We start from the raw sequence: 17,098 nt of genomic DNA, 5'->3' as shown, positions 1-17,098 counted from the left end.
ATTCAACAACAGAAAATAAAAGATATTCTCAACCCAACACCAGAACTCACAAAATCAAAACAATATTTTCAGGATGAGCATCAGCAAACTGAAAAGTATCATGGCCATAATAAAAATTTATTAGACCTGTTAATGAAACCGGAAAAGCAACATCAACAAATGCAAATGCCACTTTTGGAGAAGAAGCGGGTAAAGAAAAAATCAAGAGGATTGCATTTATAAAAATGAAAAGTTATGAATGAGATATTATTACAAACCATTGTAGAGAAATTGGAATCACTGGAAATTGCTTTGCTAAAAGAAAGTGATGCAGGTAAAGGTGAGGCTTTGCAAAACCAAATGCTTCAGGGCTTCAAGTCTTTGCAAGCTGAAATTCAAATATTCCTTTCTCAGTTGAACCACAACAGTGAAAAGTTAAATGCTTTCTCACAAGAAATGAAACTCTTAAGGCTAAACTTAGGTAATCTTGAGCCAGGTCACGTTAAACACATTCATCATTTTCATAAGCTAGTATGGGTGACCGTTAGCTTGTTTCTTATTGCCTTATTGTTAGCCTATGGCTGGATCAATTGCTATCGATGGATATAAGTCTTTAAATAAATGTTATAAACAAATAAATATTGGGAAGCTAATAATAATTTGGGCTCATTAAAAGCCGCTTATCATAATGGTAGTTTATTCATAGGTAAAGAATCGTTTAAGAAACAGGCTATTTATGTTGAACAACAATAGCCGAGTAGGAGAAAATGATTCGGCCTGCTGGTGAAAAAAAAAGAAGTGAAGAAAATTAAAAAATAAGACAGAAAGTATCTGAGCAACCATTGTTCAAATAGACAATTATTTTTTTGCAGATCCTATCATGTGGTACATCATATTTTCATTTGACTCACTGTATGCTGCAGGTATTTCAAATAAAGACGCAGGAAAGCTTTTATTCTCTGCTTTTACAAGTTGCATTTCGATGGAATAGTCTTTGTCTAAAGAAGCCATTTTTACAATATAGCCACCGCAATTATTTTTTTCAAGAGCTTCGAACATTTGCGGCTTTATGTTTTGGTCTATCAATATTTTTTTTAGGATTGAATAACCAGGCACACTTTCACTTGTCCATAAATCCATTGTTGAAGATGATTTAAACATTCCTTTACCGAAAGTTGATTTTAATTTTACATGGGTGCAATTGTATCCCTGTATAGTTTCATTACCAAGTTTTGTAACCTCGTACGTGTCATTACCAGAATTAATAAGTGAAGTATCAATAATATTTAATGCATACGTTTTTGTTTCAGGATATAGCATAATACTATACTTCGGATTGCCGGCTCTGCCTATATTTATAAATTGATTGCTCATAGCGCCGGGAATAGTCATCTGCATTTCCTTCCTGCCTTCACCGGCGGATGTCATATAAGTTTTAGATGTATCTTTTGATGTGCCCTTTTTTGTAGTAGTTGTAGTAACGCACTCATAATAAAATCCGGCACCCCCTTTTGCTGTTACAAAACTTTTTATGGCTGCAGCCGAGTCAGCAGCAGAAACACCGCCACCTCCCGCTAATATTCCTAATGCTTTCATTGTTACATCCACAGATGAAGTATCATTGGGATTTTGTTGGGCCGCTTTCGCAAATGCGCCTAACACTCTATTTGTTAAAGCTGTGTCACCTTGTGTTCCGGCAGAGGTTGTTGTGTTTGAGCTTGATTTGGTTTTGGTTGTGCCGTCTATTTTATCAAACACCTGGTTAGTACTTTGGGCCGCTTTATCATTTATTCTGCTGTCCGCAGTATTTTTTACGGTATTCATAATTTTTTTTAATAACTGAGCATTTGCAGAATCTGAATAAAGTGACGTAAACAGGCATGTAATTATTGCAATATAAAATGCTGGCTTTTTCATAATATTTTTTGTTAATTGATTTAAAGAAATGGGTAGATTTTATTAAGAAATTTATTTTCAAATGATAAAAGCTCTATTAATTTCACACATAAGATACCAACAAAATAAGCACTGTCAGGAAACACAATATTGTTATCAACAAAAACAGCAGTTTTATAATTTTTGTGTTTCGCATAACATTGTGGCTACATTTTTTTACAAGCAATAAATCAGTATTGATGTAACACATTTATACAGTAAAGATGCAATTGGGAAAAGGCGTATTTAAAAAATAACCGACGAACGCATTTTTAAAATCGTCAAACATTTTTTTTGTTATATAATGTTTTCGAAAGAAAAACCACTCGCCGGGCTCGCTTGTACCAGGCAAAAGATCAGCCCTGCCGGATAAGCTTTTTATTATTCTTTTAATTCAAGTCTAAATGCAACAATCCTCACATTGCTGAGATTCTTAATCTGGTGAGGGCCCTCCGGCTTCATAAAATGCTCCCCGGTTCCAGCGCCATCGCTATGTTGATGAATGCTGTTTTTGGCAAAATAGATGTGTCTTACTGAGTCGTAGTCGTATTTGTAGTAGATTATATCATAGTGTGAAGTATCGTTACCGGGCCCGAACATTACACTGGAATAACGATGGGTATGCATGGGCTCAAAGCCATAAGGTTCAACTGTTACTTCAAGTATTCTCACCTTATCATTTTCAGACAAGACCTTGTGACTATTGGGTGCGGCTTTTACTGCATCAAGGCTATCTGCCATGGCCATTTGGCAGCATTCATTTTGTTAGCGGTCGTTACCGCATTTTCAGAAGATTGCTTGACTGTTTTCGAATTGCCTGAATGAAGTACTTTCTTCAAACAAAATCCAATAATTACTCCAACAATAAGTCCAATAATAAATAATCCTGCTTTCATAATTATTCATCTTATTCAGCGGCTGTTAGGTTATGCCGGCCCTGTTAGCCCGGTGTTAGTTTTGCTTTTTAATTCCTTGTGTTTTTAGCCATGTGCCGCAATCGTTATAAAATTGCTTAGGATTCTCAAACCAGCAAAAGTGTCCTGCATTTCTAATAACAATTTCAGAACATGAAGAAATATCTTTTACAATCCTGTCGGCCTGAGAAACTTTGTCGCAAATAAAATCGTCATCACCCACAACAACAAGCGTGGGAACAATTATTTTTCCAAGATCAGGAAAGAGATATTCAGTATCAAATCCGGCGGCCCTGGTAAATCGATAAGCATCTTCACTCATTTGAGCGACATCAAGTTTTAAAAACTCATTCATTTTTCCGAGGTCGTAAAAATAAAATGGCAAAATATACGATATGCTTTGCGCAAGCGAATAATTAGTCGTGTCTTTACCAAAAAGAATATCTGCACCTTTTTCATAATATGGCTGTCCTTTTCTTTCCAATACCAGTTTTGTGAATTCTGCTATCCTCACACTGTCGTTACCGGCTATTCCATCAAGCACAATAATGCCTTTTAAATGATCACTATGATGAATGCCATAATTCAATACCTGGAAACCACCCGCGGAATGTCCCATAACCCAAACTTTCTCCTGCTTTAAATATATTCTTAAAGAATCCATATCCTCCATAAAATCTTTGCTCGAGTATTTTGTAGTATCCGCCGGACCTGAAGATTCCCCACTCAATCTTGTGTCATAATACACAATGGTGAAATAATGTTCCAGCGGTTGTAAGGTGAGTTTTAAATAATTTATGGAAGGCCCCCATCCTGGCGAAGGGAGCAAACACACAGGACCTTTTCCGCTTACATAATAATGTATTCGTATGCCGTTAATTTCTGCAAAATGATCGCCTTTTGATAATGTATTTTGTCCGAAGGAAAAAGTTGCAATACAGCAAAGTAACATAAAGGATAAACAGAATTTTCGAGCATTCATTATTTTTCGTTTTTAATTTCTTAACATTAATTTTCGGTTAAACATAAACGTTAGCTAACGGGTAATTTGTTTCATCCTTCTCAGGCCCGGATTGACGCCAACGATATCATATCTTCTATTGGCGCAGGTATCTTCAATGAGCGCAAAATGAATGGAATCATCTCCATGAAATTCCACCTTATATTTCCCCAATATCCTTTGCCGCAAACATCTTTAGCATTTCTGATAGAAAAAATATGGTGTTTCATTTTATAATATCCTGTTTCCCCGATTTGTCCGCCGGGTAGATAAACGTTATAAGTGTCATCGCTTTTAAGTTCAACATATTCCCCGATTGATGTCCCATCTGTGTTATAAATGGTCCATTTTCCCGGCAAGCGATGTTTTGGGGGAATGAATGCGACAATGGCTATTACAAAAAACAATGCTGGTAAAATGATAAGCTTTTTCATGATTTTATTTTTAGTAGTAAAAGATCGATACAGATTATAAAAATTCAAATTCAACGCGTATAACGTGACGATGCAGCCATTTGAAAATGCCTAAAAAAAATTGATATTCTACTTTCTTTATGGTCTCATCAGCTTTTGTTCGGGAAGGGTCTTTTTGTCTGATAAAATTTTACATATTATTAATGTGAGTAAAAGACCCACGCTGCTACGATTTGTTTAATCAGGCAAAGTAATCCTTCGGATAACATTATTAACATAATCGCTCACGTATAAAACATTTTTGCCCCCAAATGAACTAAAAGCTATTCCGTCCGGGTTATAGAACTCAGCCTTGTCTCCAGTGCCGTCAACATCCCCCGCTTTTCCGTCACCTGCAATGGTAGTTACCTTGCCGTTTGGCGTCAGTTTTCTTATTAAATTGTTATAGGTGTCAGCGATATAAATATTTCCATCGCCTCCCATGCAGATCGCCATTGTTCCGCCAAAAGAAGCATTGCCACCTGTGCCATCGTTGCTTCCTAACGAATCTTTATTTCCTGCAACTGATGTTAAGCTGCCTTCTGAAAATCGAAATACCTGGTGACTTGCGGACAGATAAATCGTTTTTTGGTCATTGGCCATCGTCATTGAGCTAATGATTCCAAGATCGGAATAGCCAAGGACGCTTTCTAAAACCTGGTCCTGAATCCTCACTTCGAATAAGCCCTTATAGGTATCGAACAAATAAACATTTCCTTGAAAATCCTGGCAGGCGCCACTTGGCGCAGGGTACAGATAATTGGGATCCTGATAATTATAGGTACTAACCTCTCCGGTTGTTTTTATTACTTTCACTTTACCGCAATCATAGTCGCCTGTAAAAATCAGGTCATCTTTGTTTATCCAAAGATTGCCGGGTGAAGTTAATGAAGGGGTACCGCTTCCAAATGGATCGTCATCACAACCCGGGTTTCCGTGAACACCTGCGAGGTTTCCGATAGTTTGAACCAGTGGATCTATTTTTAAAATATTGCTGTAGACAGGCTGAGAAACATATAAAAACCCTTTGCTGTCAACACACAAATATGCAGGTTGAAAAATTAAGCCGGTAGAGGATTTTGCATATGTATCAACCATATACTTTGAACTATTGCCGGAAGAATCCCCGTTGTCCGAAGCGTTAATGTCATTTTTCTTTGAGCATGACTGAAAAACCAGCATGAACAAAGCCGCCATTAATGTAATTTTTATATTGATACAATTGAAACAGGAATGAAGATTTTTCCTGGCATATAAATTTTTCATAAAATGCCGAGTTTTGTTTGATACCATTGTTTGTAATTTTTTTTAATTAAGATTGGATGGCTGATTGCTGCGTCTTTTTAATTCACTCTTTCGTTTCTGTATATCCCGCGGGTATTTCAAACATGCTGGCAGGAAGATTTCTGTGCTCCACTTTAGTAAGTTGCATCAGCGTTGAAGCATTTTTGTTTCTTATTTCCATTTTTACCATAAAACCCACGCAGGCCATTTGTTTTAACTGATCTGTTACTTCTTTTGAGTACATAAAATTTCCAGTTCTTGATTCGAATTGGTTCATTAAATCTTTAACGTCAGGTTGCATCGGTACCTCGCTGCTTCTCCACATATCTATGGTATCTACAGTGGAATAAAAACTTCCTATAGATTTTTTGGAAATGATTTTGGCATGAACACAATTAAAACCCAGAATTTTTTCTTCACCAACTTTTGTTACCGTGGACTCCGTTTTTTCTTTTGTATCCTGATCTCCACGGTTTATGTGATTTATGGAATACGTTTTTGCTGAGTCATCAAGTATGATGCTTTCATTAGGCTTTTTTGAATGAGCAATGACTATTATTGGTACACTATTCTTATTTCCCTTAAAAGAACTTACCATATTCATTTCTGAGCGCACGTCTCCTTTGGACGAAACAAACATTTTAGTAACTCCATTCACACTCATATCTTTCCCTCTTGATTGTGTTGTTAATTCATAACACATATCATTACCGGGACCTGCTGCGGACGAAGTGGTCGTTGAAGTGCTGTCTTTGCCTGAATTTTGTGTTGCGTTTCCTGAACATGCAATTAAAAGAACAGTTGGCAAAATAAAGAGGGATGATAACTTCAAATCTTTCATAATTTTCATTATAGTTCTTATTGGATGTCATACAAAGCCGTGTTTTTATCTTCCTGGTAATTAGCCGGAAGATTAAAAATTGAATCGGGCATGTCCTTTTTTGTAATGCTGGTGAGTTGTACCAATTGTGATGTGCCGTCGGATATTGCAACAGATTTTACCAATATACCGTTACAATCTGCGTCCATTATTTTTTTTACTACTGTAGGTGAATGATTTTCAAAAATAACAGGTGAAATAAACTGCGACCCCGGTGCGTCAGTGCTGTACCATTCATCATCCTGCTCATGCGTTGTTTGCCCCAGCGCTTTTAACGTATAAGTGATTTGTACATGTACGCAGTTGTATCCAAACATTTCTTCTTCACCAATTTTTTTCACCTGCACACCAAATTCATTTTTTCCTACATCGCTTCTTTGTTGCTTATTGTATTTTTTATACTGGTCATTCAAAATAAGGCTGTAATTTTCGTTTATGCCTGCCAGTGATGTTGAATGAACGTTCATATTCATTGCAGTCGATTCCGTATAACCTTCCGAATACACATTCCATTTGTTTGCTTTATTAGTGCTGATGTACAAATTTTTCCAAAGCCCGTCTTTCTTACCATTTGAAATACTACCGCCCGTATATTGAAACACGATGGTGTTTCCATTTCCTGAAACGGGTATCGAATAACCTGCCGGTTGCTCAGGTGTATAAGCAGCAGTATATGTTTTGGAAGGCCCGGCACTACCTTTTTTTTTCGCCTCCGTCATTCCTCTGGCTACAGATTTTAATGGATTATTATCACTCATTTGCCCAAGCTGAAGATTTAATATTGAATTAGCAATTCCTTCGCCTGGGTAGTTACTCTCACCTCCCATCATCACTTGCATCTTCTTCATCATACTATCCATATTTCCTCCGCCGCCTACGTTTTTTAACATACCCGAATCGCTTTTGCCAAACATTGATGTAAGATTTTTCATTTGCGAAAGCATACTATCGGCATTATTGTTTCGCTGCTGAGATGAAGATGTATCGTGATTATCAGAATCACCATTACCACCATCATTTGTTGCAACTGCGGAATCATTTTTGCCTGCCAGAATGCTGGCTGTTTGGGTGGTGTTATTTTCTCTCGCTTTATTAGTTGAATCGCTGCAGGAATATGCGAGTATTAACATTGCCGGCAAAATAATTATTGTTCGTGGCTGTAAGGTTTTCATGTTTGTGTGAGCTTTAATTTTTGCTCAATATTTTAGCTCTTTTTAAAAGGTAAATCGAAACTTCCATCAGTGATAGTCGCGGTTTCACCGCCATCGCTTTCATCTGCTTTAAATGTTCCTGAAAACGTTCCCTTGATGCGGCTCTCGTCTATGCCCGTAATAGTTACTGTTGCGGAAACAGCGTAAAGATTTTTATATGTTTTCCCGTCCATGTAAGAAGCTTCTTTAGCTTTCTTATCCAAAAAGCCTGAAAGAGAAGGCTTGTAAGTATTTATAACAGTTGTTCCGGTGTTGGCTATTTTGAAATCAAATACATTGCTGCCTAAGCAGGTAACTTTTATCCCGGCCATTCCGTGTGCTGCATCATTACTTACCTCGTTGATAAATAATGTGGCTTGTTGTGCATTATTTACTGTCTCAACATGTTGTCCATTTATCGTGTAAGAAAAACTTCCGGCATTGCCTGTAAGGTTTTCCGCAGAAGATGCTGTCTTAGTATCCGGTAGACTTGCTTTTATGTCCGCGTTGGTTTTATCATCTGATGAACTATCAGCTGCGCACGCAAATAACAAACATGCAGCTACAATTATTGCGATAGATACTTTTATGTGTTTCATATATATTTTTTTTTAAGTGATAATGGCTTATTTTCTTTTTACTGAGGTCTTAATGTGCCCGTTGAAAATGGTATATCAAATTTTCCATCTGTTACGGCTACTTCTTTTTTAGTACCATTAGGCGTATCGGAGCTTAAAGTAAATTTTCCTGAAAAAGTTCCTGCTACCCTTGATGTGGTAACTGAAGTAATATTGACCGTTACCGGTTCTGCTAAATAGCGTGAAAGGTCGCCACCAAGGAAATCAAGAGTAATATCAAATGGTTGTTCATCATGACGATTTTTTGTAAATGTTCCTGTCTTATCAGGAACACTAAACATGAAGCTGTAAGAGTCCTTTCCTGTTTCATTTGAGTAGAGATAAAACAACAATTTCTTGCCATTATTATCAGCAGTAGGGTAAATGAAAGCGGTGTTCTGCAATTGCATGTCATCAATTTTGCCGCCACCGATATTTACACCATCAAGGTTTGCTGAGAAACTTGATTTACCCACGGTACTAGCCGAGGCCTGCGACTTATCAGAAGCATTGCTACTGTTTTTACCCTGCTCGTTAGTACCATTGCAGGCAGATAAAAAACATGCAGAAAAAATACCGACGATAAATAATTGTATGTGTTTCATATATATTTATTTTATTTTATTTAGTTTGGTAATTGTTGATAATTTATTTTTAAGCCGGCCTTATATTACCGGCTGGAAAAAGGGATATCAAACTTTCCATCAGTAACATCGATTCCTTTTTTATCAGTGTCATTTATGTTTCCGTTTAAAGTAAATTTTCCTGAGAATGTGCCCGAGACACGAGTCGCCGTAAGACTGCTGACATTAATGGTAAAAGAGTCAGAATTATAGATAGCAGTGTGGTTTTTGCTAACATCAATACTTACCTCAATGCCCCATGCGTCTTCATCATGACTAAAAGATGAAGTGCCGGTTTTAGCAGGAACGGAAAAACGTAAAGTGTATACACCCGGGGAATTTACCGCTTTGGTGTCTGACAAATAAAAGAGCAGTTCTTTACCCTTGTCAACGTCATCAATGAAAGCTACGTTTCTTTGATAATCATATTGCAAGCCATTATTTATTAGACCGCCTGAAACAGGATGCCCATCAACTACACATGAAAAGTGAGCATCTCCCGGCGAAGAATTTCCAGACGAAGTAGCATTACCAGCCACACTGTCTTTACCTGTTAATGAAGAATCATTACCTGAACATGCCAATAACAAACTTGCTGACACAATGATTACCGATAGTATTTTTATATATTTCATCATGATATTTTTTAGTAATTATATTATTGAATAGGATTAAAATTCTTATCAAATTCTAAAACCCCGTAGCGGCTGTCCTGGGAGAGCGTAAATCCATTCCACGTCATCTTATGAGGAGAACCTCCATCGTTGTTAAAATACAATGTCACGGTAAAGCTGTTGATTTTCCATGTATCGTGCCCGGTGGGTTTAATGTTTATTGTTACTGTTCCTCCGTTAGTAAAATCCGAAAGCGTTGCTTCTTTCACAATTGGCAGGGGAGGAAATTTGCTGTTATCCATTTCCCCTGTAGGCTCTGATTTGTCTAACTTAGTAGGAAGCGTTTCATTGTCGCCGGGAAAATATTCGCCAGAAGTCATGGGTTGTATGTATGTGCCCCTATCGGCCCAGCCGTAATAGGCTGCCGTTCTTTTATTGCCATCAATAATGGAAATAGCCACATAGGTGTCCTTGTCTTTTCCATCGTCTCCCACTACAATATTTACAACAGCATTTTGTAAATCTGTAGGTGGCGCTTGGGGCGGCACTTCCTTTTTAGGCGCTATTGGTATTTTCTGAACAGCATTCGTAGTTGGCGCTACTGTTTTTTGAGTAAGCGGCCTTATGGGTTTTACCTGCGCAAACAATTGGCTACAGCAAAAAAAAGTAATGACCATAAGGAGAAATAATGTTGCTTTCATTTTGTAATTGTTTTAAAAAAAATGAGATTGTGATTATTGCTATATAATTTTTATAAAGAATATTTTTAATCATTTAAAACGTAATCATCATAAAAATAGATTCATCTAAAGGCGCAGTGGAAATTAACCGACGAACGTATTTTTAAAATCGTTAGAAAATTGAAAAGCATTATTAGCGGGATGGAAACGGTATGTAAAAAAGATTTAGACATTTTTTTAATACAGATTACTTTTTGCAATTGTATCAGAACTATTTTTAACAACAGCAAGCGCCTGTATTTTTTTATCAAGCGAGGAAACTGTATTTAATAATAATTGCAGTTGCCGTTGCAGCTTTTCATTACTGGCAACAAGTATTTTATTTTGATTCTGTAATTCAGTCAATTGCTTTTGTTGCTCCTCAATTTTTTCTGTTCTTTTTTCCAATGCCTGTATAGCAATAAAACTTACACCCAGAAAATCCTGTTGATTGATTAATGTATCGCAACCGATATTTCCTATAGCATCATGTCCAAAGGCGTTGTGAAAGTCCTGCGCCATTGGGCCATAGTGGCGGAACGTTTTTGAATCCTGGCCTTTATAATTCCAGGTTCCTAATTTGAATTGCGATATTTTATGTAAAAACTCTTCGCCATTTACGGGTAATACTTTTTCTTTTTTTGTGCTATCACTTATTGCGCTCCAGCTATTGTCTCCGTGATTGGCTAATATTCCGGTGCGATTTGTATTGCCTCCCGTGATAAAATAATAACCATTATTAAAACGACAAACCATCTGGTCATCAGTGCCACTGCCTACAGAGCCTGCATTCCAGGGATCGGTATCTCCCAGCATTAGATTTCCCTTGTGTCCGCCATCAAAAAGATTTACTCCTAAAATAATAGAATTGGAGCCGGTTGTGTTAGAGTTTACACCATAGATAAATGAATAATTGCCGCCAGCCGTTACATGAGATCCCATTGCGACGGAAGCATTACCGCTTGCTGTTGTAAGTACACCCATAGCAGTAGATTCATTACTGCTTGCAGTCGTGAGAAAGCCTAACGCAGTGCATGCAAAACCAGTTGCTTTGGTATTATCGCCAAGGGCCACCGCACTTTGTGCATTTGCAGTATTTTGATTACCTATAGCAATCGCATAACTTGCGCTTGCATTTGAAAAATTTCCAAAAGCTATAGAGGCATACCCCGTTGCACCTGTCTCGTTTCCCATTGAGACAGCACCCTGGAGCGATGCGAATGTTTGGTTTCCAAGCGCAACAGCATAATCTCCTCCCGCGGTTGCTTTATATCCCATTGCGACGGAAGCAATTCCATTTGCAGCGGAAGTATACCCTGATGCAAATGAATAAATACCTTTTCCTGTTGAATATTGACCTGTAGTAAATGTATAATCTCCGGTAGCATTTGTTAAATCACCCGTAGCAAACGAACTTACTCCAGAAGCGCCGGATCCATGTCCTATTGAAACAGAATACATGCCTTTTGCAAGATTCCCATATCCCATACCAACTGAATATTTACCAATATTAACGGAGTCCCATTCATTATAAACGGTGTAGCCTACACGAAATGCAGCCTTATCAGGATACCACATTAATCTTCTTCCTCCAAGAGAAATTGGCGTGTTGTGAGGTGAAGCTGGAATATCGCCTGTTGCGCTGAATAGCACGCTGCTATCGGCAACATGCAGGCGGGCTAAGGGGTTGGCTGTGCCGATACCAACGTTTTGAGATTGCACAGTAAGTTGCATACAAAGACTCACAATCAGTAAGTAAACTATTTTTTTCATAAAAAAAGTTTTGAAGATTTATTAATTAATGCTGCAGAAAATATTTCTTTAATCAATCACAAATTTTCTGTCCAAAATTTTTTAATGATCTAAGATGTAACCTTCATAAAAATACTTTTGCATTGTAAGGTCGTTTGATTTTAACCGACGAACGTACTTTCAAAATCGTTAGAAAGCTGAAAGGTATTTTTCATAATTAATGACGCTGAAAATGAAGGAGTGATGACTGAAAGATTTATGATAAGGCTTTATTGCAGAGGCATACAATAAATAGCGGGCATATAAAATAATTTCAAAAATTCTAATTCCTTATTTTATCCTTCAGAGCCTTCACTTTCTTTGATAAGTCATTGAGTTGCTTCTTTAGCAAATCATTTTCTGCACTCAGTTCCTGAACAGCTTTAACCAATGGAACTACAAACCCTGCATAATTGAGGCTATAATAATCGTTTTTGTTCTCTGGTTTGTGGATTGCGTCAAAATTAAATCCTGTTTCGCCTGCAGCTTTCTCCACATCCTGCGCAATGAAACCGGTTCTGCGTATACTCATCGCCGATAGTTCCGAGGAGGTAACTTGATTAGAAACAAAACGAGCTCCGGGCACTGCATTTTTATTCATTAAATGCACATTTAATTGATAAGTAACCGGTATTAATTTTGTTATAAATGATAAACCGGGCACATCTTCATGAATTTTAAATTTAAGCCTGGCATCGGAAGGCTGATGAAAACTTCCTGTTGATATAACATCTGTAATACTATTATTTCCCAGTACAACAATATTAGATGAGCCCGCCTGGGCATCATATCCTATAGCGGTGGAATTGGTTACGCCATTCGCCGTTGTGGCGGCGGCGCCAATTGCAGTATTGTTTGAGCCAGTTATGTTTTGATACATGGCTGTGGACCCTATCGCAACATTACGAGTGCCGGTAGTGTTGTTCTTTAAAGACTGATTCCCGAAAGCGGTATTATCGTTTCCGCTGGTATTTGCGTTTAACGAATAACCTCCGCATGCTGTATTAAACTGCCCGGTAGTATTAGAGTATAATGCCTGGTATCCCACACCTATATTATCAAACGCATCAGGGCCATTGTTTGAGTATAAAGCCTGGTATCCTACTGCCACATTACCACCTCCGGAAATATTGTTTTGCAATGCCCCGGAACCAAATGCCGAATTTGTTCCGCCGGTAGAATTACTTTGCAAAGCTTTTTCTCCGACGGCAGTATTAGAACTGCCGGACGTATTGTTTTGTAAACTAGTAGAACCCACAGCAGTATTGTATCCTGCAGTATTTTTGCTTAGTGCATAAGAACCAACTGCAGTGCTTCTGAACCCTGGCGACGATGCTGTATCAGCATAATCGCCGAGAAAAACATTATTGTCACCGGAGTTGGGATTGTCTCTTAAAACTTTTATACCATTTATCTTTAAATTATTCCCGGTTGCCATGTTGATGTCTCCATTTACATCAAGCTTGTAAGCGGGTGTAGTTGTACCAATGCCTACATTTTGCGATTTGGCCACTACCTGCAAGCATAGATTTATAAGCAATAAAAAAATTATTTTTTTCATAAAAAACGAATGATTTTAAAATTTAACCTCCATAAAAATAATTACGCTTTATAATGACATTTGATTTTAACCGACGAACGTACCTTCAAAATCGTCAGAAAATCCAAGGCATATTTTTTGTAGTTTTATGACAACTATCTCATCAATTTTCTTATTGTCAAAATGCAAATTGAAAATTTCCATCTTAAATATGTAATAATAGATGATGATGAAATTGACCGTGCTGTTATAGAAACCGAGGCCGCAAAATTTTCATTTTTACAAAAGGTTGCATCTTGTTGCAATCCGGTTGAAGCAATAGAAATAATTGCACGATTTAATCCTCATGTTATTTTTTTAGATATTGAAATGCCTGGCATGAGCGGGATAGATTTAATCAGAAAAAGAATTATAGCATCTGCACTTCCTGTTTTTATTACGTCGCATCCTGAATTTGCGTTGGAGAGCTATGAACTGGATGCATTTGATTATTTGATGAAGCCTGTCTCTTCTGAACGCTTTGCCAGGTGCGCTCTTCGTCTTCGCGATTTTTACCAGATGCGGATAAAGGCTTATGCTTTCGACACTGAACAGGAGCGGGATTTCATCATCATTAAACAAGGATATGATAAATACAAAATATCGATACACGATATTTTATATCTTGAAGCAATGGGGGATTATACAAGAATCACAACCACCACAAAACAATACCTGGTATTAACAACTTTAAATGGAATTTCAGAAAAATTACCTGCTGATATATTTGTACGTATCCATCGGAGCTATATTGTCAACCGCAATAAAATAGACGCAATTCAAAAGAACAAAATAAACATTCAGTCACACGTCTTGCCCATAGGAAAACTATATAAGCATGCTTTAAGTTTTTCTGACTAATTTTCTTCAAAAGTCTATGTCGTTAAAAAACTGATACAGGCAAAATGAAAAACGCTTCATTCATACTTTTTGTTTTATTAAACATCTTTGCGGGATCGGCAAATTCACAAGCTCCGGATTTATCAAAAATTAAAAATGATAAGGACAAAGTAAAAGCATGGCTTGATTACTGCAGTGAGCTTCGATTAAATAAAAATGGCGCAACAAACAATTATGTTGTATTGCAACAGGCTGGTTTAAAGGGCTTGCAATTAGTAAAACCAAATGATGATTCAGACAAAGCCAGCTTTTTTTTATATACGGCTCTTGGTTATTATTACCAGATAAAATTTGATAGCGCACAACATTATTTTTATGAAAGCCTCCATAGTGCGCAACATGCCCACGCAACCAAATTAGTTGCCGGCGCATGCGAAGCGTTAATGAGTATTAACTTTCAACTAGAGCAACCGGAAAAAGTTGAAGAATGCAAAAATATTCTGCAAACTATCGCAGATACTACAAAAAGTAATTCCATACTCGAGGATATTTATTCCGCATTCGGAAGTTATTACCAGCAAAAATCATTCTATAGTACAGCACAGGATTATTTTATTAAGAGCATTCAGTTACGTGAAAAGGAAGTGGACACAACAAAAAATTCAAAAGCAAAATTTGACTATGCGATTCAATGCGATCAGCTTTCTAAATTATATCTCAACACAGAAATGCCTGACAAAAGTTTGGACGTATTGAGGCAGGGTGAACGTTTTGCAAATATTTCGCCCGTTGTAAGCAATCGGTTGTTAAGTTCTTTTGTTGAAGCGTTTACTACTTCCGGTAATATTGATTCGGCTTTGTATTACAATAATGAATTAGCAATTAACACAAAAGGGCAAACCATTTTTCCTTCCGAACTGGTGTCATCCAATTTAAACATCGGTATCTATTATATCGATCATAAACAATACGATAAAGCTTTGCCGTATCTTAATAATGGCGATTCACTGGCTGCTATTATTCAATCGCCCTTCTTAATTTTCCAGGCGCAAATGATTAAGGGAAGGTACTTTGAAGAAACTAAACAACCGGACAAAGCGCTTCCTCTGTTGACCCAGGCATTGCCCGTTGCGCAACAACTTAATAAGGGTTTATATTCTAACATTCTCCAATACACGGCGCTTGCATTTAAGGAAAAAGGAGATTTACAGAAGGCGTTACAATATTATGAACAATATTCAGGAGTGAAGGATTCGCTTACAAAGGAAAAACTATCGAGAAACTTTGCGGACCTCGAAACGCATTATCAAACGGCAGAAAAAGTAAATGAAATTGTTGTTTTAGATCAAAAAAATAAATTGAATACGCTGGAGCTTAAGCAAGCTTCTAACACGAGAAATTTATTAATTCTTGGATTAGTAAGTCTCGGTATTTTTTCATTGCTGCTTTATTTTATTTACCGCAATAAAGAAAAACTTAATAAAATATTAAACCAGCGCAACCAGCAATTAGACGAGCTTAACAGTGAGCTTTCAATTGCCAACGACACAAAAGCAAAATTGTTTGGTGTTATCACCCACGATCTTCGTTCTCCTGTCAGCAGTATTGTGCAACTATTACATTTGCAAAAAGAAAAGCCCGGATCAGTTAATGATCAATTACGCAACCAGTATAACGAACGTTTAAACAGGGCATCTGAAAATGTATTGGAAACCATGGAAGATCTGTTGTTATGGAGCAAAAGCCAAATGAATAATTTTACCCCGCAATATAAAATGGTTAAGATCGCTCCTTTATTGATGCAGGAAACTAATCTTTCTGAAGAACAAATAAAAGAAAAAGAACTTCGAATAAACCTGAACGTTAGCAATGAAATAACTCAAAATACCGATGAGAATTTTATCGGGGTGATTGTGAGAAACCTGATTCAGAATGCCATAAAACAATGTGACAATAACGCAACAATAACAATTACAGCAGATAACAACACAATTATCATAACAAATCCTTCCCCAAATAAAAATGCAACGGAACTTAATTTGATATTGCAACAAACACTGATAAGCAGTAAATATTCCGGCTTAGGTTTGCAAATAGTAAAGGACCTTGCCACGCGGCTCGGTTTAAAAATATTTTATGAACAGCGTGATGGGCAAGATCTATCGGCAGTTATAAGTTGGGTATAATAATCAATTATTCCACAAGTTTTTAATATTACGGTTGCTCACTGGGCTAGCAACGATAGATATTTGAGAGGGTTGGACTTTTTAATGTTTTAAAGAAAATTGCAATTTACCTATCTTTACTTCAGAATGTTATTCTTAAAATAGAAAAGGCTTTATCAGAGTAATTCATGGAGTTATAACATTAGTAGTTCCTAAATGATTGATTACTAAATATTAATAAGGTTCGTTCGAATCCCTTAGTCTCCGCTGAAATCAGTTTTGTACATTAAAGCGAATGCAAAGAATGCCTTAAAAATTAAGGATATCAAACATTTGAGTTTACCAAATACTCACCCAATATAAAATCATTTAGCCAGGGTCATCCCGATAATTCCTTAGATATCCATTTTCTGTAATTCAGGAAATGGATTTTTATTAGGTCAAAGGTTGAGGAAGGATTTGTTAGGTTAAAAGAGTTTATTATTTTGAGGTTTATGCAAAGCTATCTTCTTCAGT

At 37.0% G+C, this 17,098-nt stretch carries 18 protein-coding genes; 4 read left to right on the top strand and 14 right to left on the bottom strand.

Annotation, left to right across the window (positions count from 1 at the left end; translation table 11 throughout):
• Both ACO1O5_RS11595 and ACO1O5_RS11590 read left to right on the top strand, forming a co-directional pair.
• Nucleotides 1-222 (top strand): hypothetical protein (locus ACO1O5_RS11595; RefSeq protein ID WP_486270349.1); only part of this gene is annotated, 222 nt, incomplete at its 5' end.
• 12 nt (nucleotides 223-234) lie between these two features.
• On the top strand, nucleotides 235-588 hold the full coding sequence (locus ACO1O5_RS11590; protein WP_486270347.1) for a hypothetical protein: 354 nt from the start codon (nucleotides 235-237) through the stop codon (nucleotides 586-588).
• Between the two features lie 249 nt (nucleotides 589-837).
• On the opposite strand, the gene ACO1O5_RS11585 is transcribed toward ACO1O5_RS11590, so the two are convergent.
• From ACO1O5_RS11585 to ACO1O5_RS11520, 14 genes are all read right to left on the bottom strand, one after another.
• A complete protein-coding gene (locus ACO1O5_RS11585; protein WP_486270345.1) occupies nucleotides 838-1,896 on the bottom strand; it encodes a DUF4412 domain-containing protein in 1,059 nt (352 codons plus the stop codon).
• Nucleotides 1,897-2,295: 399 nt separating this feature from the next.
• Entirely contained in the window at nucleotides 2,296-2,655 is a 360-nt protein-coding gene (locus tag ACO1O5_RS11580; protein WP_486270343.1) for a hypothetical protein, read from the bottom strand.
• A complete protein-coding gene (locus ACO1O5_RS11575) occupies nucleotides 2,631-2,810 on the bottom strand; it encodes a hypothetical protein (RefSeq protein ID WP_486270341.1) in 180 nt (59 codons plus the stop codon). The genes ACO1O5_RS11580 and ACO1O5_RS11575 overlap by 25 nt, the downstream gene beginning before the upstream one ends.
• Nucleotides 2,811-2,865: 55 nt before the next feature.
• Nucleotides 2,866-3,810 (bottom strand): alpha/beta fold hydrolase, encoded by a 945-nt coding sequence (locus tag ACO1O5_RS11570; RefSeq protein ID WP_486270340.1) that lies wholly within the window; start codon nucleotides 3,808-3,810, stop codon nucleotides 2,866-2,868.
• A gap of 80 nt (nucleotides 3,811-3,890) precedes the next feature.
• On the bottom strand, nucleotides 3,891-4,262 hold the full coding sequence (locus ACO1O5_RS11565) for a hypothetical protein (protein ID WP_486270338.1): 372 nt from the start codon (nucleotides 4,260-4,262) through the stop codon (nucleotides 3,891-3,893).
• A 216-nt stretch (nucleotides 4,263-4,478) separates the two neighbouring features.
• Nucleotides 4,479-5,546 carry an NHL repeat-containing protein gene (locus ACO1O5_RS11560; protein ID WP_486270337.1) on the bottom strand — a complete coding sequence of 356 codons (1,068 nt, stop codon included), beginning with the start codon at nucleotides 5,544-5,546 and terminating at the stop codon, nucleotides 4,479-4,481.
• 82 nt (nucleotides 5,547-5,628) lie between these two features.
• Entirely contained in the window at nucleotides 5,629-6,405 is a 777-nt protein-coding gene (locus ACO1O5_RS11555; protein ID WP_486270335.1) for a DUF4412 domain-containing protein, read from the bottom strand.
• A 17-nt stretch (nucleotides 6,406-6,422) separates the two neighbouring features.
• Nucleotides 6,423-7,616, bottom strand: a complete 1,194-nt coding sequence (locus ACO1O5_RS11550; protein WP_486270333.1) for a DUF4412 domain-containing protein — start codon at nucleotides 7,614-7,616, stop codon at nucleotides 6,423-6,425.
• Between the two features lie 32 nt (nucleotides 7,617-7,648).
• A complete protein-coding gene (locus ACO1O5_RS11545) occupies nucleotides 7,649-8,233 on the bottom strand; it encodes a hypothetical protein (RefSeq protein ID WP_486270331.1) in 585 nt (194 codons plus the stop codon).
• A gap of 38 nt (nucleotides 8,234-8,271) precedes the next feature.
• The gene (locus tag ACO1O5_RS11540; RefSeq protein WP_486270330.1) at nucleotides 8,272-8,856 is read right to left on the bottom strand and encodes a hypothetical protein; all 585 of its coding nucleotides are present in this window, start codon (nucleotides 8,854-8,856) and stop codon (nucleotides 8,272-8,274) included.
• Between the two features lie 65 nt (nucleotides 8,857-8,921).
• A complete protein-coding gene (locus ACO1O5_RS11535) occupies nucleotides 8,922-9,509 on the bottom strand; it encodes a hypothetical protein (RefSeq protein WP_486270328.1) in 588 nt (195 codons plus the stop codon).
• Between the two features lie 23 nt (nucleotides 9,510-9,532).
• The gene (locus ACO1O5_RS11530) at nucleotides 9,533-10,189 is read right to left on the bottom strand and encodes a hypothetical protein (RefSeq protein WP_486270326.1); all 657 of its coding nucleotides are present in this window, start codon (nucleotides 10,187-10,189) and stop codon (nucleotides 9,533-9,535) included.
• Between the two features lie 216 nt (nucleotides 10,190-10,405).
• Entirely contained in the window at nucleotides 10,406-11,980 is a 1,575-nt protein-coding gene (locus ACO1O5_RS11525) for a tail fiber domain-containing protein (RefSeq protein ID WP_486270324.1), read from the bottom strand.
• Nucleotides 11,981-12,281: 301 nt separating this feature from the next.
• Nucleotides 12,282-13,559, bottom strand: coding sequence for a tail fiber domain-containing protein (locus tag ACO1O5_RS11520; protein WP_486270323.1), 1,278 nt, complete (start codon nucleotides 13,557-13,559; stop codon nucleotides 12,282-12,284).
• 162 nt (nucleotides 13,560-13,721) lie between these two features.
• On the opposite strand from ACO1O5_RS11520, the gene ACO1O5_RS11515 reads away from it, so the two are divergent.
• Both ACO1O5_RS11515 and ACO1O5_RS11510 read left to right on the top strand, forming a co-directional pair.
• Entirely contained in the window at nucleotides 13,722-14,438 is a 717-nt protein-coding gene (locus tag ACO1O5_RS11515) for a LytR/AlgR family response regulator transcription factor (protein WP_486270321.1), read from the top strand.
• Between the two features lie 44 nt (nucleotides 14,439-14,482).
• Nucleotides 14,483-16,603: a tetratricopeptide repeat-containing sensor histidine kinase gene (locus ACO1O5_RS11510; protein ID WP_486270319.1), complete on the top strand. Its 2,121-nt coding sequence runs from the start codon at nucleotides 14,483-14,485 to the stop codon at nucleotides 16,601-16,603.
• Nucleotides 16,604-17,098 lie beyond the last annotated feature (495 nt).

This window comes from Ginsengibacter sp. (assembly GCF_057362405.1).
The sequence above is the reverse complement of the archived record's forward strand: the minus strand, read 5'-3'. Positions and strand labels throughout refer to the sequence as shown.

Coding starts and splice junctions, on each gene's coding strand:
- ACO1O5_RS11565 (WP_486270338.1), bottom strand. CDS start 4,262: ATGAAAAAGCTTATCATTTTACCAGCATTGTTTTTTGTAATAGCCATT.
- ACO1O5_RS11525 (WP_486270324.1), bottom strand. CDS start 11,980: ATGAAAAAAATAGTTTACTTACTGATTGTGAGTCTTTGTATGCAACTT.
- ACO1O5_RS11555 (WP_486270335.1), bottom strand. CDS start 6,405: ATGAAAGATTTGAAGTTATCATCCCTCTTTATTTTGCCAACTGTTCTT.
- ACO1O5_RS11535 (WP_486270328.1), bottom strand. CDS start 9,509: ATGAAATATATAAAAATACTATCGGTAATCATTGTGTCAGCAAGTTTG.
- ACO1O5_RS11590 (WP_486270347.1), top strand. CDS start 235: ATGAATGAGATATTATTACAAACCATTGTAGAGAAATTGGAATCACTG.
- ACO1O5_RS11560 (WP_486270337.1), bottom strand. CDS start 5,546: ATGAAAAATTTATATGCCAGGAAAAATCTTCATTCCTGTTTCAATTGT.
- ACO1O5_RS11585 (WP_486270345.1), bottom strand. CDS start 1,896: ATGAAAAAGCCAGCATTTTATATTGCAATAATTACATGCCTGTTTACG.
- ACO1O5_RS11545 (WP_486270331.1), bottom strand. CDS start 8,233: ATGAAACACATAAAAGTATCTATCGCAATAATTGTAGCTGCATGTTTG.
- ACO1O5_RS11540 (WP_486270330.1), bottom strand. CDS start 8,856: ATGAAACACATACAATTATTTATCGTCGGTATTTTTTCTGCATGTTTT.
- ACO1O5_RS11580 (WP_486270343.1), bottom strand. CDS start 2,655: ATGGCAGATAGCCTTGATGCAGTAAAAGCCGCACCCAATAGTCACAAG.
- ACO1O5_RS11550 (WP_486270333.1), bottom strand. CDS start 7,616: ATGAAAACCTTACAGCCACGAACAATAATTATTTTGCCGGCAATGTTA.
- ACO1O5_RS11520 (WP_486270323.1), bottom strand. CDS start 13,559: ATGAAAAAAATAATTTTTTTATTGCTTATAAATCTATGCTTGCAGGTA.
- ACO1O5_RS11575 (WP_486270341.1), bottom strand. CDS start 2,810: ATGAAAGCAGGATTATTTATTATTGGACTTATTGTTGGAGTAATTATT.
- ACO1O5_RS11530 (WP_486270326.1), bottom strand. CDS start 10,189: ATGAAAGCAACATTATTTCTCCTTATGGTCATTACTTTTTTTTGCTGT.
- ACO1O5_RS11510 (WP_486270319.1), top strand. CDS start 14,483: ATGAAAAACGCTTCATTCATACTTTTTGTTTTATTAAACATCTTTGCG.
- ACO1O5_RS11570 (WP_486270340.1), bottom strand. CDS start 3,810: ATGAATGCTCGAAAATTCTGTTTATCCTTTATGTTACTTTGCTGTATT.
- ACO1O5_RS11515 (WP_486270321.1), top strand. CDS start 13,722: ATGCAAATTGAAAATTTCCATCTTAAATATGTAATAATAGATGATGAT.